Source organism: Lentibacillus kimchii (genome assembly GCF_055381965.1).
Genome location: NZ_AP043934.1, coordinates 1941826 through 1961150 on the forward strand (window position 1 = coordinate 1941826; position 19325 = coordinate 1961150).

Below are 19325 nucleotides of genomic sequence, written 5' to 3' on the forward strand. Positions count from 1 at the left end.
TCAAGATATTCCCACGATCCGACCAGACCATCACCCTGAAGCTGTTTCTTCAGCAAGAAAGGTATTCTCCTTTAAGAGAACCTTAATTTTTTGCACTGACGTGTTCAGTAACTGTGGGTTTCTCAAAACCCAATGCTGTGACATGGATGATTGAATCAAATGCGTATATTTCTTTAAAAAGTATGCCGTAATTCCTGTTGCAATACGGTTAAATACATCGTCTCTTGCCTGAGTACGAATTCTGGAAAAAATCCCCTGATTTTGCTGATAGGATGTTTGCGATATTATGAATGACTCACCTTCCTGTTCATGACTAAACAATCGCAAGTCATCTTTCGCGCCAGAAATAACGCGTTTTGCATAGCGTTTCAAATAATCCTGTTTTTCATGGGAGTTATAGATGCAAAGGATATGAAAAGGATAAATCCGGTTCATAACACGTCCCTCAAAGTTTGCAGAAATGTTCATCAAGGAAGTACTGACATCATCCGTATCATGCAACATACGTCCTCCTCATCTCGAATTATTTTATTTTATATTAACATAACCATTTGAATTTTTCCACAACTTAAGAAACATAATGAGAAGCTTTACTAATGTAGTTTGCTTATTACATTTGGCTGCCATAAACGGCACTACAATAGCACCGCATACAAGCAAATGTTATAAAGAAAGTGAAAGGTTTTATTCCGACGAGGCCTTCTCATCACGAAAAGTTACTTCTCCGTTAGCAAGCGAGTCAACTATGGCCAGTGATTCCACCTGAATGCCGCGGCTTCTCAAAATGGCGCCGCCGTCCTGAAAACCTTTTTCGATAACAATGCCAATCCCAGCAAGTGCCGACCCAGCCTGCTCCAGCATAGAGACCATTCCGAGCACTGCCTGGCCGTTAGCAAGAAAGTCATCAATAAGCAAAACGATATCATCTTTGGAAAGATAGTCTGTGGATACAGAAATCTGGTTTGATTCCTGTTTTGTAAACGAATAGACGTCCGCACTATAGAGGTGATCTGTCAACGTGAGGGACTTGCTCTTTCGGGCAAAAACAACCGGAACCCCCAATGACAGTCCTGCCATTACCGCAGGTGCAATGCCTGACGATTCGAGCGTCACGATCTTTGTAACACCTTCATTGGCAAAACGAGAGGTAAACTCTTCACCTATTTCCTGCATCATTATTGGATCAATCTGATGATTTAAAAACCCATCAACCTTTAACACAGATTCGGACACAACAACGCCCTCGTTCTCAATTTTTTGCTTTAATCGCTGCATGATGATCACCTTTCTGCAATCAGTATTTTAGTTGTCCCGCTAAGCAACAGCTGCCCCAATAAATAAACCCGGAAAACAGGCTTCCGCTCGTCTATGAGGAAAGCTTGTTTTCCGGGTTTAAACAATCCGAAACAAGATAAACGCCAGCTATATTGATAACGGCACCAGTACGACGCTTTCTTTCATAGTCAGTTCATTTACGGTGAACCGGTAGAAACTTGCAAGCCATATCCCTGCTGATATATGAAATGATACTTTTCAATTAATATGTAAATTGTAACACGGTGAACTGCAAAATCAACCCCAGCCGAAACAATCGTGCTTGTTAAACGATGTTGTTTGAAACGCCATTCGCTGCTATATAAGCTCTTTCTTATGCGAGAACAGGCATTTCGTCTATAATGACTATTAACGACATTGTTATATCTAAAAAAGGAGCATGTGCTATGAAAGCAGTTGTTATAGAGCAATATGGAAAAGCAGAGGAACTTATAGAAAGAGAGATGCCAAAACCAGAAATCAGTGAGAATCAAGTGCTGGTTGAACTTTATGCGACCTCCATTAACCCAATTGACTGGAAAGTCCGTGAAGGCTATATGAAAGACACAATTCCTTTACCGTTTCCTGCAATACTTGGCTGGGACGCAGCTGGTGTTGTTCGTGATACCGGAGCAAATGTGACAGACTTCCAAGCAGGCGACGACGTATTTGCCAGACCAGCTATGGAAAACGGGACATATGCTCAGTATGCAGCCATCGATGCCAATTTGCTAGCCAAAAAGCCTGCTGATATCTCCTTTCAGGATGCGGCAGCTGTCCCGCTGGCGGGCTTGACAGCCTGGCAATGTCTAGTAGACTTTTCCGCGATTCAATCTGGCGATAAAGTCCTCATTCACGCAGGTTCCGGAGGTGTTGGCAGCCTGGCAATTCAAATTGCTAAAAGTTTTGGTGCGTATGTTGTATCCACCGCAAGCGGCAAAAATGAAGCCTTACTGAAATCATTAGGGGTCGATGAATTTATTAATTATGAGCAAACTGATTTTGCCGATGTTGTCCAAGACGCCGATATTGTGCTCGATACACTCGGGGGTGACATACTCGAAAAAAGTCATGACATTCTAAAAGCCGGAGGACGCCTGGTGTCGATTGCCGGTGAACCTGATCAGAGACGAGCGGAAGCCAATCAGCTGAAAGCCGACTCGCTGTGGCTTAATCCGAATGGAAAACAACTCGCTCAATTAGGACAATTGATGGAACAAGGTGAGGTTAAACCGATTATAGGTCATACCTTCCCCTTGACACAGGAAGGTTTGCGTGAAGCGCATCGGCTGAGTGAAACACACCATGCCAAAGGGAAGATTGTCATTACTGAAAAATAGTGCCTTAATCGCACCAGTCGTTTTTCAATGTAAATATGAGATGAGTATGTATGTGAAAGCAATTGCCATAGATCAATACGGGGCGAGAAGAACAAATGGAAAAATAATCATCAAAACGAAGTAGACGAATCACTTAATAAAAGCAGCCGCTCCCCTCTATGTGGGAACGGCTGCTCCTATCATTCTCGTTATTTATCTTAGCAAACTGCAACAATTAATAGACCGCTGACACGCTAAAGTCAATTATTTAACGCCCGTGGGAACAGCCAAACCTAATTCTTTAGCCACACGCTCGCCCCAATCGGGATCCGCCTTATAGAAGTGCTCAATTTGACGCAGTTTAATATCATCACGTGTAACAGGACGCATATGGTCGGCAAAGTTCTGCACGAGACGGGCTTTTTCATCTTCACTCATCAGACGATAAAGATCTCCCGGCTGTGTATAATGATCATCACTCGTATAAGAGACACTATCAGCCATACCATCGACATCAAAAGGACTAACATTTACTGAACGATCTTCAACCGGTCCATTAATCGTGTTTGGTTCATAAACCGGATCACCGCCACCGTTGCCATCTACAGCCATATAGCCATCACGCTGATAATGGTTCGTTTCGACTTTCGGACGGTTAACAGGAATTTGCTGATGATTCGTTCCTAAACGGTAACGCTGTGTATCCGAGTAGCTGAATAAACGGCCCTGCAGCATTTTATCAGGTGAGGTTTCAATACCTGGCACCAGATTTGCTGGTGAGAAGGCTGCTTGTTCAACATCAGCAAAAAAATTCTCAGGATTGCGATTTAATACCATTTTACCAACCTCAATAAGCGGATAATCCTTATGGGAAACGGTTTTGGTTACATCAAAAATATCCCATTTATACGTTTTGTAATCTGCATAAGGAATAATTTGGACATATAGTGTCCAGGAAGGACTATCTCCTTTTTCAATCGCATTATAAAGATCTTCCCGGTGATAGTCCGGCTCTTTGCCTGCAAGCTCATCAGCTACATCAACATCAAGACCTTTAACGCCCTGATCACTGATAAAGTGATACTTAATCCAGTATGCCTCACCTTGCTCATTGACCCATTTATAGGTATGGCTGCCATAACCATTCATGTGCCGATATGTGGCAGGGATGCCGCGGTCACCATGCAAATAAGTAATCTGGTGCAGTGATTCCGGTGACTGTGACCAGAAATCCCAGACCATATCTTTATCTTTTAATCCTGTGCGCGGATTCCGTTTTTGTGAATGGATAAAGTCAGGAAACTTAATCGCGTCACGAACGAAAAAGAGAGGCGTATTATTCCCAACCATGTCATAGTTGCCTTCATCAGTATAGAATTTCAACGCAAAACCGCGCGGATCCCGGACAGTGTCAGCAAAGCCCTGTTCACCGGCAACAGTAGAAAAACGGGCAAACATCTCTGTGCGCTTGCCTTTGTCACTCAGGAAATCAGCTTTGGTATATTTAGAGATCTCATCATTGGTTACTTCAAAGTAGCCAAAAGCGCCGGCGCCTTTAGCATGCACAACACGCTCAGGAATACGCTCACGATCAAAATGAGCTATCTTTTCCAGAAAATGAACATCCTGAACGAGCGTCGGGCCTCTTTCACCTGCCGTAATTGAATTTTGATTATCACCAACGGGGGCTCCGGAAGCAGTTGTGATACGTTTCTTTTCATTACCCATGTACTTGAACACCTCTCCCTAAATGATTTTCGACTGCTTACTATTATAATAGATATCTGGTTAAAGTCAATACTTTATAATAATCATTTTAAATAGCGAACGACTCCTAGCGGTCCAATTTATGTATCGCTGGTTTTAAGCTAACTATGAGGCACTCAGAACTAAAGTGTCATAAGTTCTTTGCTATAGCCATATCGCGAACAAATTCACGAAAATCAGCTAGCTGGAAAGCTCGCTCAACGTGAATTTCCTATCTTTAAAATATTGTAACACTTTTAGCTGATTATCACCAAACAAGTTATACTGAGAATGTTTATCAAGTTCGTCTGGCACTCTTAAATCCAGCGCAAGCGCGCATTTGTCAGTTAAAAAACAATTTAAAATAAAAGCACGCAAACTTCCTTTCATGATGCTCAGAAGCTGCGTGCTGATAACGTGTATTAAAAATGCTTATCATTCTGATTTAAGATGCCGTGCATTTAACATTGTCACTTGGACACAAAAGTATTCAAGTATTCCCAAAAACGCCATGGATACGCTTTGGCTTCGCCGCTATTTTGAATGCCAATCCGCGGTCCCGAAGCAATATCAGCTGCATCCAGACTTTTTCCACGAGCAATCCAGAGTGGATGCTGATCGAGTTTATGTCCATAATCATCCATCGTAATATTGAGTGCTTTGGTTAATTTACCAGGACCATTTGTCCAATGTTTTTTCTTCGTAATCTTTGACCGCCGCTGTGCTATGAGATCTTGCCCATAATAAGGTTCCACAGCCCGGATCAATACAGCTTCCGGTTCATCAGTGCCGCCGCTCACTATATTTAAAAGACAATGGGTATGCATTGTATACGTATAAACATAGCCGGCTTCACCAAACATAATCTCGGTACGTTTTGTACGGCGATGATTAAAACTGTGTGCCGCCCGATCATTGGGTCCTAAATATGCTTCTGTTTCCACAATATAGCCACCAGTCAGTCCCTCTTCAGTTTCCTTCAGCAGCATATGACCCAGCAGTGATTGTGCCAGCTGAAGAGTTGGCTCGCTATAAAATGATAAAGGCAGTGATTTTGGTCTCATATCCCGATTAAGCACCCTTTCACCTGTGTCTGGGTTGTACATGAATTTTGATCCACTAAATAACGTTAGCGTTTTTCCAGCAGATAATTAAAATTCAGCTTCTTATTTAATGCATGCATAATTGGCATCCCAATTGCCATAATACCAAATTCCCCTAAAGCCAATGTCAGCCAGGTGAACAAAAATGGCAAGTCAGCAGCCAGATAAAGTTCAAACGCTATGATAAACATCATAAATGTGAAAACAATTGTGTTGATGATAAACAGGGTCCACTTATGTTTTATAAATTTGGCCAAAAATATAACGATACTAAGAGACAGTGCTGTGTGGGCTACACCGAATGTTAAATCATAAATACCCGTTGGCGAGAACAAATTAGTCAAGAGGACACCCAGTACAATCCCGAAAAAATACTTTTTGTTGAATATCACGAGGTGATTAAAGATCTCAGGAATGCGAAACTGAATGCTTCCGAAGGCAATAGGTGCTGCAACCAATGACACCGCGACATATGCTGAGGCCACAAGCGCATTGGTGACTAGTGTTTTAATAGTCACGTTGGTCACTCCTTAGTTTTTGTGACGTGGGATGGTTTCGAACCACGGTTTGAAGAAATCCTTCAAAGCGAATCTATTATACCTGAAAGTTGTGACCATGTATAGTGCATCTAAGTCATTTGTCCATCCAGCCCAGAAGTAAATGGTTAAATTTCCCGTAAGTTATGACTGCCAAACCTTAAAATGAATGCTTTTAGTTTGAATAGATGCTAAAAGTGGCTACAATTGCATTTGACTAACAAGCTTACTTCCAGGAGGCTAAATTAATGGAGACCATTTTATTCATTGAAACAGGTATGGGTATCGATGTGCATGGCCAGGACGTCAATGTTGCATCAGAACGGGCTGTAGTCAATGCCATCCATTACAACTCCATGCCCGGTATCAAAAACATGCTGCCAGATCAGAACCTTGATAACATGCAAATCACTGTCAAACTTGCGATTCCTGAGGACCAGGATCAATTGGATGCAGCTAAAATCAAAACACTCATTCCATATGGAGATGTGACTGTTAATATCATGAACGGTGGTATGGCAACAACAAGCGGCATTTATTTAGAAGACCAGCAGGACAAAAATGATGTCATGTATATTGTGAATGCTGTAGTGGAAGTTGGCTGCTAGTGAACAGTCTTTATGTATATTTTGGCGTTTCCAGGGAATTATAGTATTAACTGTTTAAAAGAGGTGAATCCTTATGGGAATAGCTAATATCGGTATACCCGGTCTGATTCTGATTGTTGTTCTTGCACTGATCATTTTTGGACCGAAAAAATTGCCTGAAATCGGTAAAGCATCAGGACAGACACTGCGTGAATTTAAACAGTCTGCTGGTGATTTGGTTACAGATGACGATAGCCGGTCTCCTGCAGACCAGCAGGAGAAGGAGAAAACTGACAGTTAAGACTGCCTTTGTACTGATACGATCAAGCAGAATTGACCATATAAAAGAACTGTTCCATAATAACTTGGAACAGTTCTTTTTATGCTCAAACATTAAGTCCCGGCTACATGCGGTTGGACCGAATAATCATGATAACCATGAGAATAAACATGAGCATAGCCACAACAGCACCAATTTCTATAATCGGCAAATCCCAGATAATCGTGCTTTTACCAAGAACGGCATACCCAATAATCAGGCCCGCCATAATAATGCTGAAAGCAAGCATTAAAATACTGAATGTAATACGATTTGTAATCTTATCAAGACGACGCATGATTTGGCTGACGTGTTTAACATTAATGTCCAGACCAATTCGGCCTCGTTTGACAGCCGTCATCACATCTTTCAAATCTCTGGGCATGTCCGTTAGAATATCGATATTCTCCCCAATTTCAGCCAGAGAATTTCTTAAAAGTTCACGAGGATGATACCGCTTTTGCAGCAATTTGCGGGCATAAGGTTCAGCCGCCCGCATTAAACTGAACGCTGGATCAAGTCGTCCCAGCACACCTTCAAGGGTCAGTACAGCTTTACTGATCATAACAATTTCGGTCGGGATTTTAATGTGATGATGGTTAACAACACTAAAAATCCCTGTAATAATCTGACCCAGACTGAGATTGCGAACTTTGACATTTTCATATCGCTGGTGCAGCTGATCAAGATCACGTTTCAGCGCTTCGGTATCGGTATCCTCCTCTATGATATCCATTTTGGTAAAGGTCTTAATCATTGCATCTGTCTCACCTTGATACAAGTTCACAATGATTGCTGCGAAATGCCGTTTCAGTTTTTCACTAATCCGCGCTGTCTCACCAAAATCCAGAAACGCTATGGTATTTTGCGGCATAACGAAAATATTGCCTGAATGCGGGTCAGCATGAAAGAAACCATAATCAAGAATTTGCCGCAGCATGGCATCTGACAGACGTTTCGCAATTAACTTGCGATCATAACCCTTCTCATCGAGTTCCTCAATTTCCGAGACTTTAATACCGCTTATATTTTCCATTGTGAGCACTTTTTCGGTTGTGAAATCCCAATAGATTTCCGGAAATTTCGTGTATATATGATGTCCTGACTGTTCGGCCAGATGTTCAGCATTACGCCCCTCAATGAGGTAATCAAGTTCATTTCGCAGCGTCATAGCAAGCTCATCCACGATATCCGTAAGCCGGTAATGCTGGGCCCAAGCCATCCGTTCTTCCAGCAGACGAGCAATCCCAGCGACAATTTCCAAATCTGTTTCCATCTGAGGCTTAAGACCCGGACGCTGCACTTTAACAGCCACATCTTCGCCTGTTAAAAGCTGTGCGGCGTGCACTTGACCAATAGAGGCGGTGGCCAGAGGGGCACTGCTGATGAATGTAAATAAATGATCCAGACTGTCATCAAATTCAGATTCAATCGTATTCTGCACGTTCGCAAAATCGATAATGGGAGCATGATCCTGCAGCTTCTCGAGTTCAGCAGTAATTTCTTCAGGCAGCGTGTCATAGCGGGTGCTCGCAATCTGCCCAAGCTTAATAGCTGTTGGTCCAAGCTCCTGCAGGGTGAGCCGCAGCTGTTTGCCCATACTTCTCATGTTCTTATTTTCTTCTGTGGAGCCTTTCTTTTTCACCGTACCGCGGTCTGTCAATCCAATTTGCGACAGAAAATAACCAAACCCATGCTTAATCAGTGCGTTGATAATTTCCCGGTAACGCCTTGTATGTCGAAGGCCTTTTCCAAGCATTTTACACCAACTCCCGTTTTTAAATCATCGTGTCACATGAGTTAGACAGTCAACCCTTTCCCTAAGGCTGAACGTTTAAACACAGAACTTGTCGGATACTCTGACGAATCGAGCGAGCAGATCCGCCGGAATGAGATCATGATCGCTTTTTCGCACAAGACTGCAAAAGTAACACCATGCTATGTCACCGTGATCGCGGTCCGGCTGTAGCCTTCTTTCGTTTTGAGTACATCCAGGCGTGCAGGAAACATGGTTTTCAAATCCTCAACATGGGAAATCACACCAATAATTCGACCAGATCTCTGCAGATCAATTAATGTTTCAATCGCTTTATTCAGCGATTCGTCATCGAGCGAGCCAAACCCTTCATCGATAAACATCGTTTCAATCGAAACACTTCCTTGAAAACTCTGGATAACATCCGACATACCCAGTGCCAGACATAAGGAGGCATTAAACTTCTCACCGCCTGATAAGGTCTTGACATCACGTGTCTGTCCTGTATAAGCATCATAGATATCGAGTGCGAGACCACTTTGTCTGCCATGGGTTTCCTGACGGTCACTGCGCATCAACTGAAATTGACCGTTTGTCAGCCCTTTCAGTCGCCCGTTAGCTGCTTTAATGATCCGCTCCAGATATTCGATTTGCAAATAGCGTTCAAATGAAATTTTTTCCTCGTTTTGTCCCCGCAGTATATCATATAAATCCGTGACGGTGGCCAATTCTTTCTCACGTGCAGCGACCTGCTCATGTGTCTCTGCAATATGTGTTCGCAAATCCACAGCTTCCTCATGATAGCCTTTGGACATGTTTAATTGCTTCAACGCTGATTCATAGGCCTCTTTCCATTGCTCAAGCGCTGTTTGTATGACAGCTAAATCGGCTTTTTGTTTGCCTTTTAGTGACTCCTGCAAATCACTGACGACTTGTTTCAGTGCTGACAATTTTTCGTTAAATTGCTGAATCGATGTTTTTAACTCTGAACGGTCAGCTTCTGAAAGTTTAGCCTTTTGGTACGTGTCTTCAGATGCAAAACCGGCATCCGCAACGGCTGTGTGAAAAGCTGTTTCCGCTTGTTCCCGCCTGCGCTGTGTTTCTGTGAGCTGCGACTGCGTATGTGTCAGATTAGCTGCTGCTTTTGTCGCGTCATCCTTTGCCTGCTGGAGCTGTGTCTGTGCATCTTCCCAGGCTTTTTCCAAACGTGTTTGCTGCGCCGTTAGCTCATTAATTTGTCTTTGCAGCTCCGATAACACACGAACTTCTTCGGGAATGCGGCTAATCTGTTCTTCATAGGCAGTCTTCTTCTTTTCATAGGCTGTCTCTTGTTCCTGCCGGTATTTATCCAGCTCTTCTTTTTTTGTCTCTAACTGTTTTTTTGCTTCAATTTCGTTCGTATAAGTTTGTTTAGCCTGCTGAAGTTTTTCCTGTTGCTTGAGACGTTCATCGACGTCCTGTTTCAGCTGCTTCCCCTGTGTTTCCAGCGTATCTTTCACCGAAGAAGCATTTTCTGGCTGAATGTGGTATTGCTGGAGCGTCTCCTGCTTGTCCTCAAGCTGCATCCTGTTGGATTTTTGCGTGGTTACAGCGTCACGATATGCACGGTCTTGATTATCCAGTTCCTGCTTCAAAGCAGTGAGCTTCTCCTGGGTCACAGCTCCCCCTTTTCCGTCCGCTTTATTCGGGTGCTCAAGACTGCCGCACACAGGACATGCCTCACCATCATGGAGCTGGGCAGCCAGAACGCTCGCCTGATTGTGCATCCAATCCTGTTCCAGCCGGTTATACTGCTCTTTCTTATGACGATAAGCAGCTTCGCAGGTTTTCACATCCCGGTCCAGCTGTGCCTGAGTTTGTTCCAAGTCGAGAAACTGCATAACGAGCTTTATTTGATCGCGCTTATCGTTCAATGCTTGCTGTTTTTCCGGTAATTGACTGACTGCCTGATCCATCTCTTGAATGGTTTTCGTCACGTTTTCAATTGATAAATTTTTTGCTTCCACCTGTTTGGTCATCTGGTCTAAGTCAGCAGATGCCTGCTGGGCCTGCTTTTTCAAACGTTCCACTTGCTGTTTGCGCTCATCAATTTCCTGAACCACAGGCAAAAACTCCTGCAGCCGGTCCAGCTTCTTGCGTACTTCCTCGCGTTTTGTCTCGTTGTCTGCCTCACGGTTATAAACAGTCCTGGCTTGTTCCAACTGCGTTTCAGCCTGTTGACTCCGAGTCTGGGCCTGTTCAAGAGCCTGCATCTTGTCCTGCTCGTCTTTCCGCCAGTCAGCAGTTTGTTTTTCATATGGCTCGAGATGGCTGGCCTTCTCCGCCGCTTCAAGTTTCTGTTCCTGAACTTTCATAGCTGAAGTTTGCTCTTGCAATTCGGCCAGTTCAGCTTTTTTCTGCTCCAGCTCCTGAAAGCGGTCGTTCAAGGCCTTTGCAGTATGGTATTCAGATTGTTTCTTATGATGAGCTGTATAGGCTTGTTCGTACCTTTTCTGATCAGCTGCCATCTGATACTGGTAAAATTGAATCTCTTCATCCAGACCCTCCACGATCTGATTGACATTATAATACGTCTCAGCGAGCACCTGAAACAGCAACGAATTGTCTCGTTGTGGCAGTGAAGCAGAAATCGTCTGAATATAATGATCGCGCATTTGTTTTTCCTGCAAGAATGTCTGCTGGATAGTGTCTTTTTTCTGTTTAAGCCGGTCGTTTAATTGCTGATATGATTCCGTTTTAAAAATCCGCCGTAAAATAGCTTCTTTGTTTTCTGTTTCGGAGGTTAATAGTTTGCGGAATTCACCTTGTGGGAGCATGACAATCTGTTTGAACTGATCCTGAGAAAGCCCAATAAGTGTTTCAACTTTTTGATTGATTTCGGAGACCATCTGCCGATCAACACAGGGGAATTCTGCTCCGTCCACTTGTTCATAAAACTCATACCGCTCACCAGTCCGCGTTTTATTGCCCTGCTTCACATGCCCCAGCTGGCGCAGGATACGATAATAGTGACCATTTAAGGAAAATGTCAATTCAACAGATGTATGTGTATCATCATCAGCAAAATCACTGCGGAGCATCCGATAATCTTCCCGGTCCGATCCGCTGGCGCTTCCATACAAAGCAAAACAGATACCATCAAAAATGGTTGTCTTGCCTGCACCGGTATTCCCTGAAATAATGAACAGACGATGCTGATTAAGTTGAGTGAAATCAACGGTTTCGGTTGATTTATACGGACCGAATGCCGTCATGGTTAATGTCAGTGGTTTCAAGCGGCGTCTCCCCTTTTCTGTGTCAAGTCTGCTCCGTCAGCCTTTCGTTAGAATGACCGACTATTCCGGTATCATCTTCAGTCTGCAGCAAGTCGTCTAAAGCTTCTTTAAAAATAGCTTCTGTCTCCTCACCGGCATCGGTTCCTTTCACTTCTTTATAAAAAGATCTAAAAAGATCCACAGTGCTCATATCGCTGCGGTTCACTGACGGTTGCTGATCTGCCGTCACCGCAGAAAAGCCGTCGTTTTTCCGTTCCACATGCATGGCATTGGGATAAACAGATCTAATCCGTTCCATAGGTGATAGAACAGGCGCCTGATCCAGCAGCCGGACAAATACATAGTCATCATTAACTGGATGCATCAGCAAGTTATCCATCGTCGCCTCAACGGTTCGCATCTCGCGCTCGGGTATAAAGGTGCGTTTGTCGATTGATACCTGACCGTCAGCATCCAGCTCCACAATGGAAAAACCTTTTGACTGATTCTCCTCAGAGATAGAATATTTGAGAATCGAACCCGAATACCGCACCGTTTCATGAGCAACATGATGCGCATGGTGCAAGTGGCCAAGCGCTGTATAATCAAAAGGTGCAAAGAGACGCGAAGCCACGTACTCAGCTCCGCCAATTGAAAGCGGCCGCTCAGAATCACTCGTATTCTCTTCTTCCTCGCCGTAGGGGGTGACAAACGCGTGGCCTACGTAAACATGACGTGCATTTGGATCCATTTGCGCTTGGAGATCATTTACAACCCGCGCCGTTGCGTCGTTATGGGTACGGATGCTTTCGTCCTCCAGGTTTGTGCGGACAATACTCGGATCACAGTAGGGCATCAGATGGAAGTGAACCGGTCCATGTTCATCGTTTAAACTAACGGGATCCGGAATTCCGGTAAATGTTCCTGCTATATGCAATCCATGCTGTTTCATAATCGTGGTTCCGAAGTTGAGACGGCTCGGACTGTCATGATTGCCTGCCACTGCCAGGACAGGTGTTTCTAAGTCAAGAACAATTTTGCTTAAAACATCATCCAGCAGATGCACCGCTTCAGTCGGCGGTACAGCACGATCATATAAATCACCAGCAACAATCACAGCATCAGGCTTTTCATCTTTAATGGCCTGCAACAGCTGATCCAGCACATAACGCTGGTCCCCTGTCATGTACACGCCCTGGACGAGCTTACCCAAATGCCAGTCCGCCGTATGGAATAGTTTCATAGGCTTGTCTCCTCCGATCAATCATTCTTATCATCTATTATAGTACAAAAAGCATTGCTCGTGTGAATAAGTGAAAAATAATATGCAACCACGGTATCATCTTTCGCACTTGTCTATATTAAAAAGCTGCAAACCCTGAAACAAGGTCTGCAGTGTCACTTCACGTTTTCTGATGCCATTCATAAGGCGTTTCCTGATAAACATAATAATTTAACCAGTTGGCGAATAATAAATGGCTGTGTGAACGCCACATATGCGGCGGTTGTTCATTTATATTATCATTGGGAAAATAATTTTCCGGCAATGGCGTCGCTGCCCCTTTTGCCCGGTCACGTTCATATTCCTCACGAAGCGTGGTCGCATCATACTCCAGATGACCCGTGACCATAATGTTTTGGGCATCGTCAGATATGATGATAAACGGTGCCCCATCCTCAGACGCTGCCAGTAATGTCAAATTGGTATGGGCTTCAACAGCTTGTTTGGACACCCCGGTAAATCGTGAATGTGGGGCATGGAAAATATCATCAAAGCCATGCATAAGTTTCACACGCGTATCTTGAACATAGTGCTTATAAATACCAACATACTTCTCGGGCAGATCATATTTGCTAATGCCATAATGATAATACAGACTTGCCTGGGCACCCCAGCAAATATGCAGGACAGACGTTACATTGTTTTCGGCCCAGTCCATAATTGTTGTGAGCTCATTCCAATAAGTAACATCTTCAAAGGCTAATTGTTCCACTGGAGCACCTGTAATGATCAATCCGTCAAACCGTTGCGTTTTTATATCGTTAAATGTCGTATAAAAATTATCCAAATGATAGGCGCTTGTATGTGTCGGCTGGTGTGTTGCCGTTTGCAGAAAACAGATATTAACCTGCAGCGGTGTATTGCCCAGCAAACGGAGCAGTTGCAGTTCCGTGCGTTCTTTTTCCGGCATAAGATTTAAAATTAATATATTAAGAGGGCGGATATCCTGCGTCTGAGCCCTGTCTTCATCCATAACAAAGATATTTTCCTGCTTTAATGCGTCACTCGCAGGCAATTCTTTTGAAACATTGATCGGCAACCGTCACCACTCCTTTAATTTACACGATTAAGTTCTTTCCATTATAAAAGCAGATGGTGAAAATCACAATCATTTCACAGAATATTTATTAAACAATCGAACAAGTTTTCCAGGCATATCAAGCATGGTAACCTGTCATTAGAAAGGGGTGTGACACTTTGATCAAAGATATCCGCCTGCTAAGCAGTAACGATTTTTCATACTTTGATGCTATGGAAACCGGTATGGATTCTGACTATATTTCATCTATCTTTGCTGATCTTACGACAGGCGACAATCGCTTATACGGTTTATTCCTAGATGGCCGAATGATCGTCCTGTGCGGCTATTCCATTTATGCCAAGCATTATGCAATGCTCGGACGGCTAAGAAGTGACCAGCGATTCAGTGGAAACGGCTATGCGACCGAATTAGTAACTTATGTTTTGAAGGAGGCACAGAAACTTTCCGGCATTCGGTGGATCGGAGCAAATACAGAGGAAGATAATGTACCGGCCCGGCGTCTATTAAAACGCCTTAATCTGGCACCATACCTACCGCTGTATGGTGCAACGGCAGAGGATACAACCGTTCTGGAATCAGGCTCTCATTCCTGGCAGCCTATCACACGTTTAGCGCGCAAACGCGAATGGATTGACAAGCTTTACATCCAAACCGGAGCGATTTTTCCATATGAATGCTTTTATCCGTTTCCCGCATCAGACGATTTATTTTCAAATGATATCCTAAACCAATGGTCTTTTTATGAGAACGATGATCGCACACGGTTTGTGATCACAAAATACGATCGTAAAAAATATCATCTGTTACATGTCGTTTACCCGTGGCGGGATGTCACTTCTCAGCCAGGCTTGTGGGAAACAATCAGGCATGACTATGTGAAGCTGAAACAGCACACAAATGAAACTGCCTACATATGGATAGATTTAACGAAGGATAACATTCAGACGCTCCCGGACAATCATCCATTCCAATTATCTGCACCGTGGATCTTACATGGTATGCCTGTAACATAGCCTGAACAAAAAAAGCCCGGAGCAGTATTAAACTGCTCCGGCCTTTGGAAGCTTATCGTTTACTCCGTTAACAACGGGTAATAGCCTTCTTCATTATGTGTTTCTCTTCCGACTAGTGGCGGATTAAACACACAGATCATACGCATTTGCGACGTTGCACGCAAAATATGCTTATCGTGTTCATCTAAAAGATACATCGTGCCTGGCTTAATGTCATAAACATCACCAGTCTGCACCTTTTCGATTGTGCCCTCGCCTTCAATACAATAAACCGCTTCGATGTGATTCTTATACCAGAAATAATTTTCAGTGCCCGCTTTAATAATTGTATCATTCATACTGAAGCCGACACCGTCTTGTTTCAGTATGAACCGGCGGCTTGACCAGTTTTCATCAGACGTTTCATCATCGGTGCCAACCAAATCATTCAGTGATTTGACAATCATTTAATAGTGCCTCCTTTAGTTCGATTTCACCTGCTGTATTTATGGGTTCAGGGCTGCTTTAATGCTCTCATCTAAGATGCTCAGACCCTGCTGAAGACCCTTTTCGTCTATGATTAGCGGAGGGAGGAATTTAATAACCTCATCCTGCGGCCCGGACGTTTCAATAATCAGACCGCGCTGAAATGCTTCAGAACAAATGACATCCGTCAGTTCAGGCTTTGCAACAGCGATCCCCTGCATAAGACCTCTTCCGCGATGCGTTGCTTTAAGTTCAGGATACTTGTCAATAATCGCTTGAATTCCCTTGTGCAGGCTAGATCCTTTTTCCTTAATTGCATGGCTGAAGTCATCTGTCTTCCAGTAATCGAGAGCCTCAATGGCACCGATGAACGCCAGATTGTTGCCGCGGAATGTACCATTATGCTCGCCAGGGCCCCATTGATCAAATTCTGGCTTGATCAGTGTCAGAGCCATTGGCAAACCGGCACCGCCAATTGATTTTGATAAGCAGACAATGTCCGGGTCAATGCCGGCCGGTTCAAAACTGAAGAATGTGCCTGTTCGGCCGCACCCTGCCTGAACATCATCAATAATCAGCAATATGTCCCAGCGTTTACAAAGTTCTTCAACTTTTTTCAACCAGTCCATTCTTGCCGCATTAATACCGCCTTCACCCTGGACTGTTTCCAGAATGATAGCTGCTGGAAGAGCTACACCGCTCCCCCCATCTTCCAAAAACCGCTCCAGATAAGCGATTGAGTCCTGATCTTCCATATAATTATCAAAGGGCATCGATACAGCATGGTGCAACGGAATACCGGCGCCGTGGCGCTTAAACGAATTGGCCGTCACAGACAACGAACCAATCGTCATACCGTGAAATGCGTTTGTAAAGCTGATGACCGTATCGCGCCCTGTCACTTTCCGGGCAATTTTTAGGGCACTTTCCACCGAATTCGTTCCGGTCGGTCCGGGAAACATAACTTTATAGTCAAGATTCCGGGGTTCAAGAATAACCTCCTTGAATCGTTCCAGGAATTCCTTCCGTGATGTTGATCCCATATCAAGACTATGAAGAATACCGTTATTTCGAATATAGTCAATCATTTTTTCCTGCATGCTGTCATCGTTATGTCCATAGTTCAGGACACCAGCACCTGCGAAAAAATCAATATACTCGTTATCGTCTGTATCCCAGATTTTATAGCCTTTCGCTTTTGCAAAAACAGTCGGCCAGCCCCGGCTGTAACTTCTGACGGTTGACTCCAGTTCTTCAAACGACTTCATTTTGTCAGTTTCAGTTACTGTTGTTGTCACCATTTCACCCTTCCACTTCTATTTTGTCTTTTTGAATTGGTCCGATCTTAAACAAGCGTTCATCCTCATGACCTTCTCGCGGAAAATCATTGGCTGTAAAGTAGTCATGAATTAAACATTTGGTACGCAGTTTTTTCGCAAGTCCTTTAAACAGCTGCTGAGAAGCGATGTTCGACGGTGAGACCGTTGCCTCGACGTGATTGACCTCTTCACATCCTTCGCGTTTAAGCAGCTGGTACAGCATGCGTGTAGCCAGGCCGCTGCCGCGTTCCGATTCATCTACAGCAACTTGCCAGATGAATAATGTCTCCGGCTCATCGGGATGAATAAACCCCGAAATAAAGCCCACAATCTTCTCATCACGTTCCACCACCACAGATGTCTCCGAAAAAATTTCGCACCACATGAGGTAACTGTAGGAAGAATTAAGATCCAGAACTCCCGTCTGATTAATAAGTTCCCAGACGCTTGCTCCATCTTCCTTGCTGGGCTTGCGAAAACCCAAATCCACTTCCTTTTCCTTCGTAACAGTCATGCCTTGATCACTACTGTTTAAGATGCTTCCACCTCCAAATTTTTTGAAAAAGCATTCCTATTAAGAATAAACAAAAAAGCGGCAGGCGTCAAAGCTGTTTAATCAGCATGACGGTTGTTTAAACATAATGGCTTATCACTAAGAGCACATAAGTGGCTTAAGGTAAAAAATGCTCCCATATTGTTGGAAATAAACGGACGTTTTCAATTTCAGCAGGATGCCACATTGCTCAGGCAATCTTCATGAAGACTGGCAGCAAGCATTATTTGGCGAATTCAGCATCTATTGCTATAAAATTTTATTTAAAAATTCCTGTGTGCGTTCTAACTGCGGATCAGAAAAAATCTTTTCTGGTATACCCTCTTCAACGATCATGCCATCGTCCATAAACAGGACCCGGTCACCTACTTCCCGGGCAAATCCCATTTCATGGGTGACAACAAACATCGTCATACCTTCGTTTGCCAGCTGTTTCATCACAGCCAGCACTTCACCAACTAATTCAGGATCCAATGCAGATGTTGGTTCATCAAACAGCATCATTTTCGGCTCCATTGCCAATGCTCTTGCAATAGCAACCCGCTGCTGCTGGCCGCCGGACAATTGCTGTGGATATTGGTCAGCTTTGTCGGCCAGACCAACCTTCTCCAGCAACGTCAGACACCTTTCACGTGCTTCTTTTTCACTGATTTTGCGTATTTTTACAGGCGCAAGCATCAGATTTTCAATCACTTTTTTATGCGGAAAAAGATTGAATTGCTGAAAAACCATCCCCACTTCAGCCCGGACGTGATTAATGTCGGTTGCCGGATCCGCCAAACTGCGCCCATCTACTACAACCTCACCAGCCGTAATGGACTCCAGCAAATTTAAACAGCGCAGAAATGTGCTTTTCCCGGATCCACTTGGGCCGATCACACAGACAACTTCTGACGGATCAATCCCGCAATTAATTCCCTTTAAAACGTCAGTGTTCCCGAATGATTTATGCAGATCAGTAACCTGAATCATTAGATATCCAGTCTCCTTTCAGTTCGCTGTAAAATAAAAGACAATGTCAGTGTAACCGCTAGGTAGAAGACAGCTACCGTTGTATAAATTTCCACCGCATTAAAATGGTTGGCGGCAATCAGACGCCCCTGAAAAATCAGCTCTGGAACAAGAATAACTGAAAGAAGTGAGGTATCCTTAATACTAATGATGAACTGGTTCCCAAGGGGAGGAATCATTCGCTTGAATGCCTGTGGCCAGATAATATGACGCATTGCCTGGCCATGATTAAGTCCGAGTGAACGTCCCGCCTCCATTTGACCAGGATCAATCGACTGCACAGCACCGCGCACAATTTCTGCAATATAGGCACCTGAATTCAGTGCAATAACAATAATACCGGCTGTAACAGAACCTAACTCAAAACCAATAATGAGCGGCAGAGCGTAGTAAATCCAAATAGCCTGAACAAGAACAGGCGTTCCGCGTATCACTTCGATGAACACGACCGAAACACTCCGTACGAACTTGTTAGCCGCAATCCGTCCCATTCCAAATAAACCGCCTAATATAAATCCGATAACAAGGCCAACAACAGATATCAGTAATGTATACAGCAGTCCGGTCAGCAGCTGCGGTAAAAAATCAACCACCCCGGCCCAGTTGAATCTTCCTATCATGTGACCACCTCTTCTGAAAATTTGCTTCAAAATAAGAAAAACTAAGACCTATCACTACTTCCTGCGCGGGGGATAAGTCTTAGTTT

18 protein-coding genes and 1 riboswitch are annotated in these 19325 nt (G+C 43.9%); of the genes, 4 read left to right on the plus strand and 14 right to left on the minus strand.

The window, feature by feature from the left end; all coding sequences use genetic code 11:
- Positions 1–30: 30 nt before the first annotated feature.
- Both ACZ444_RS10385 and ACZ444_RS10390 read right to left on the minus strand, forming a co-directional pair.
- Positions 31–501, minus strand: a complete 471-nt coding sequence (locus tag ACZ444_RS10385; RefSeq protein ID WP_382357680.1) for a hypothetical protein — start codon at positions 499–501, stop codon at positions 31–33.
- A gap of 183 nt (positions 502–684) precedes the next feature.
- Entirely contained in the window at positions 685–1275 is a 591-nt protein-coding gene (locus tag ACZ444_RS10390) for a xanthine phosphoribosyltransferase (RefSeq protein ID WP_382357681.1), read from the minus strand.
- Between the two features lie 165 nt (positions 1276–1440).
- A riboswitch (purine riboswitch) is annotated at positions 1441–1542 on the minus strand.
- A 179-nt stretch (positions 1543–1721) separates the two neighbouring features.
- Here ACZ444_RS10390 and ACZ444_RS10395 point away from each other — a divergent pair.
- On the plus strand, positions 1722–2654 hold the full coding sequence (locus ACZ444_RS10395; protein WP_382357682.1) for an NADP-dependent oxidoreductase: 933 nt from the start codon (positions 1722–1724) through the stop codon (positions 2652–2654).
- 243 nt (positions 2655–2897) lie between these two features.
- Here the strand turns inward: ACZ444_RS10395 and ACZ444_RS10400 are convergent, their stop codons facing one another.
- The 3 genes from ACZ444_RS10400 to ACZ444_RS10410 all read right to left on the minus strand — a co-directional run bounded on the left by ACZ444_RS10400 (position 2898) and on the right by ACZ444_RS10410 (position 6000).
- Complete coding sequence (locus tag ACZ444_RS10400) at positions 2898–4361, minus strand: catalase (protein ID WP_382357683.1); 1464 nt, start codon at positions 4359–4361, stop codon at positions 2898–2900.
- 488 nt (positions 4362–4849) lie between these two features.
- Complete coding sequence (locus tag ACZ444_RS10405; RefSeq protein ID WP_382357917.1) at positions 4850–5443, minus strand: DNA-3-methyladenine glycosylase; 594 nt, start codon at positions 5441–5443, stop codon at positions 4850–4852.
- 65 nt (positions 5444–5508) lie between these two features.
- A complete protein-coding gene (locus tag ACZ444_RS10410; protein ID WP_382357684.1) occupies positions 5509–6000 on the minus strand; it encodes a QueT transporter family protein in 492 nt (163 codons plus the stop codon).
- A gap of 266 nt (positions 6001–6266) precedes the next feature.
- On the opposite strand from ACZ444_RS10410, the gene ACZ444_RS10415 reads away from it, so the two are divergent.
- Positions 6267–6626, plus strand: coding sequence for a Lin0512 family protein (locus tag ACZ444_RS10415; protein WP_382357685.1), 360 nt, complete (start codon positions 6267–6269; stop codon positions 6624–6626).
- 73 nt (positions 6627–6699) lie between these two features.
- The gene (locus tag ACZ444_RS10420; protein WP_382357686.1) at positions 6700–6906 is read left to right on the plus strand and encodes a twin-arginine translocase TatA/TatE family subunit; all 207 of its coding nucleotides are present in this window, start codon (positions 6700–6702) and stop codon (positions 6904–6906) included.
- Positions 6907–7009: 103 nt separating this feature from the next.
- On the opposite strand, the gene ACZ444_RS10425 is transcribed toward ACZ444_RS10420, so the two are convergent.
- The 4 genes from ACZ444_RS10425 to metA all read right to left on the minus strand — a co-directional run bounded on the left by ACZ444_RS10425 (position 7010) and on the right by metA (position 14255).
- The gene (locus ACZ444_RS10425; protein WP_382357687.1) at positions 7010–8683 is read right to left on the minus strand and encodes an ABC1 kinase family protein; all 1674 of its coding nucleotides are present in this window, start codon (positions 8681–8683) and stop codon (positions 7010–7012) included.
- A gap of 179 nt (positions 8684–8862) precedes the next feature.
- Positions 8863–11955: an AAA family ATPase gene (locus tag ACZ444_RS10430; RefSeq protein ID WP_382357688.1), complete on the minus strand. Its 3093-nt coding sequence runs from the start codon at positions 11953–11955 to the stop codon at positions 8863–8865.
- A gap of 22 nt (positions 11956–11977) precedes the next feature.
- Positions 11978–13177, minus strand: coding sequence for an exonuclease SbcCD subunit D (locus tag ACZ444_RS10435; protein WP_382357689.1), 1200 nt, complete (start codon positions 13175–13177; stop codon positions 11978–11980).
- A gap of 160 nt (positions 13178–13337) precedes the next feature.
- Positions 13338–14255 (minus strand): homoserine O-acetyltransferase MetA, encoded by a 918-nt coding sequence (metA, locus tag ACZ444_RS10440; RefSeq protein WP_382357690.1) that lies wholly within the window; start codon positions 14253–14255, stop codon positions 13338–13340.
- Between the two features lie 158 nt (positions 14256–14413).
- Here metA and ACZ444_RS10445 point away from each other — a divergent pair, with 158 nt between their 5' ends.
- Positions 14414–15271, plus strand: coding sequence for a GNAT family N-acetyltransferase (locus ACZ444_RS10445; RefSeq protein WP_382357691.1), 858 nt, complete (start codon positions 14414–14416; stop codon positions 15269–15271).
- A gap of 59 nt (positions 15272–15330) precedes the next feature.
- On the opposite strand, the gene ACZ444_RS10450 is transcribed toward ACZ444_RS10445, so the two are convergent.
- From ACZ444_RS10450 to ACZ444_RS10470, 5 genes are all read right to left on the minus strand, one after another.
- Positions 15331–15717, minus strand: a complete 387-nt coding sequence (locus tag ACZ444_RS10450) for an ectoine synthase (protein ID WP_382357692.1) — start codon at positions 15715–15717, stop codon at positions 15331–15333.
- A gap of 39 nt (positions 15718–15756) precedes the next feature.
- Positions 15757–17037, minus strand: a complete 1281-nt coding sequence (gene ectB, locus ACZ444_RS10455) for a diaminobutyrate--2-oxoglutarate transaminase (RefSeq protein ID WP_382357693.1) — start codon at positions 17035–17037, stop codon at positions 15757–15759.
- Position 17038: 1 nt separating this feature from the next.
- Positions 17039–17569, minus strand: coding sequence for a diaminobutyrate acetyltransferase (gene ectA / locus ACZ444_RS10460; RefSeq protein WP_382357694.1), 531 nt, complete (start codon positions 17567–17569; stop codon positions 17039–17041).
- A gap of 288 nt (positions 17570–17857) precedes the next feature.
- The gene (locus tag ACZ444_RS10465) at positions 17858–18580 is read right to left on the minus strand and encodes an amino acid ABC transporter ATP-binding protein (RefSeq protein WP_382357695.1); all 723 of its coding nucleotides are present in this window, start codon (positions 18578–18580) and stop codon (positions 17858–17860) included.
- Positions 18580–19239 carry an amino acid ABC transporter permease gene (locus ACZ444_RS10470; protein WP_382357696.1) on the minus strand — a complete coding sequence of 220 codons (660 nt, stop codon included), beginning with the start codon at positions 19237–19239 and terminating at the stop codon, positions 18580–18582. Before ACZ444_RS10470 ends, ACZ444_RS10465 begins: the two co-directional genes overlap by 1 nt.
- Between the last annotated feature and the right edge of the window lie 86 nt (positions 19240–19325).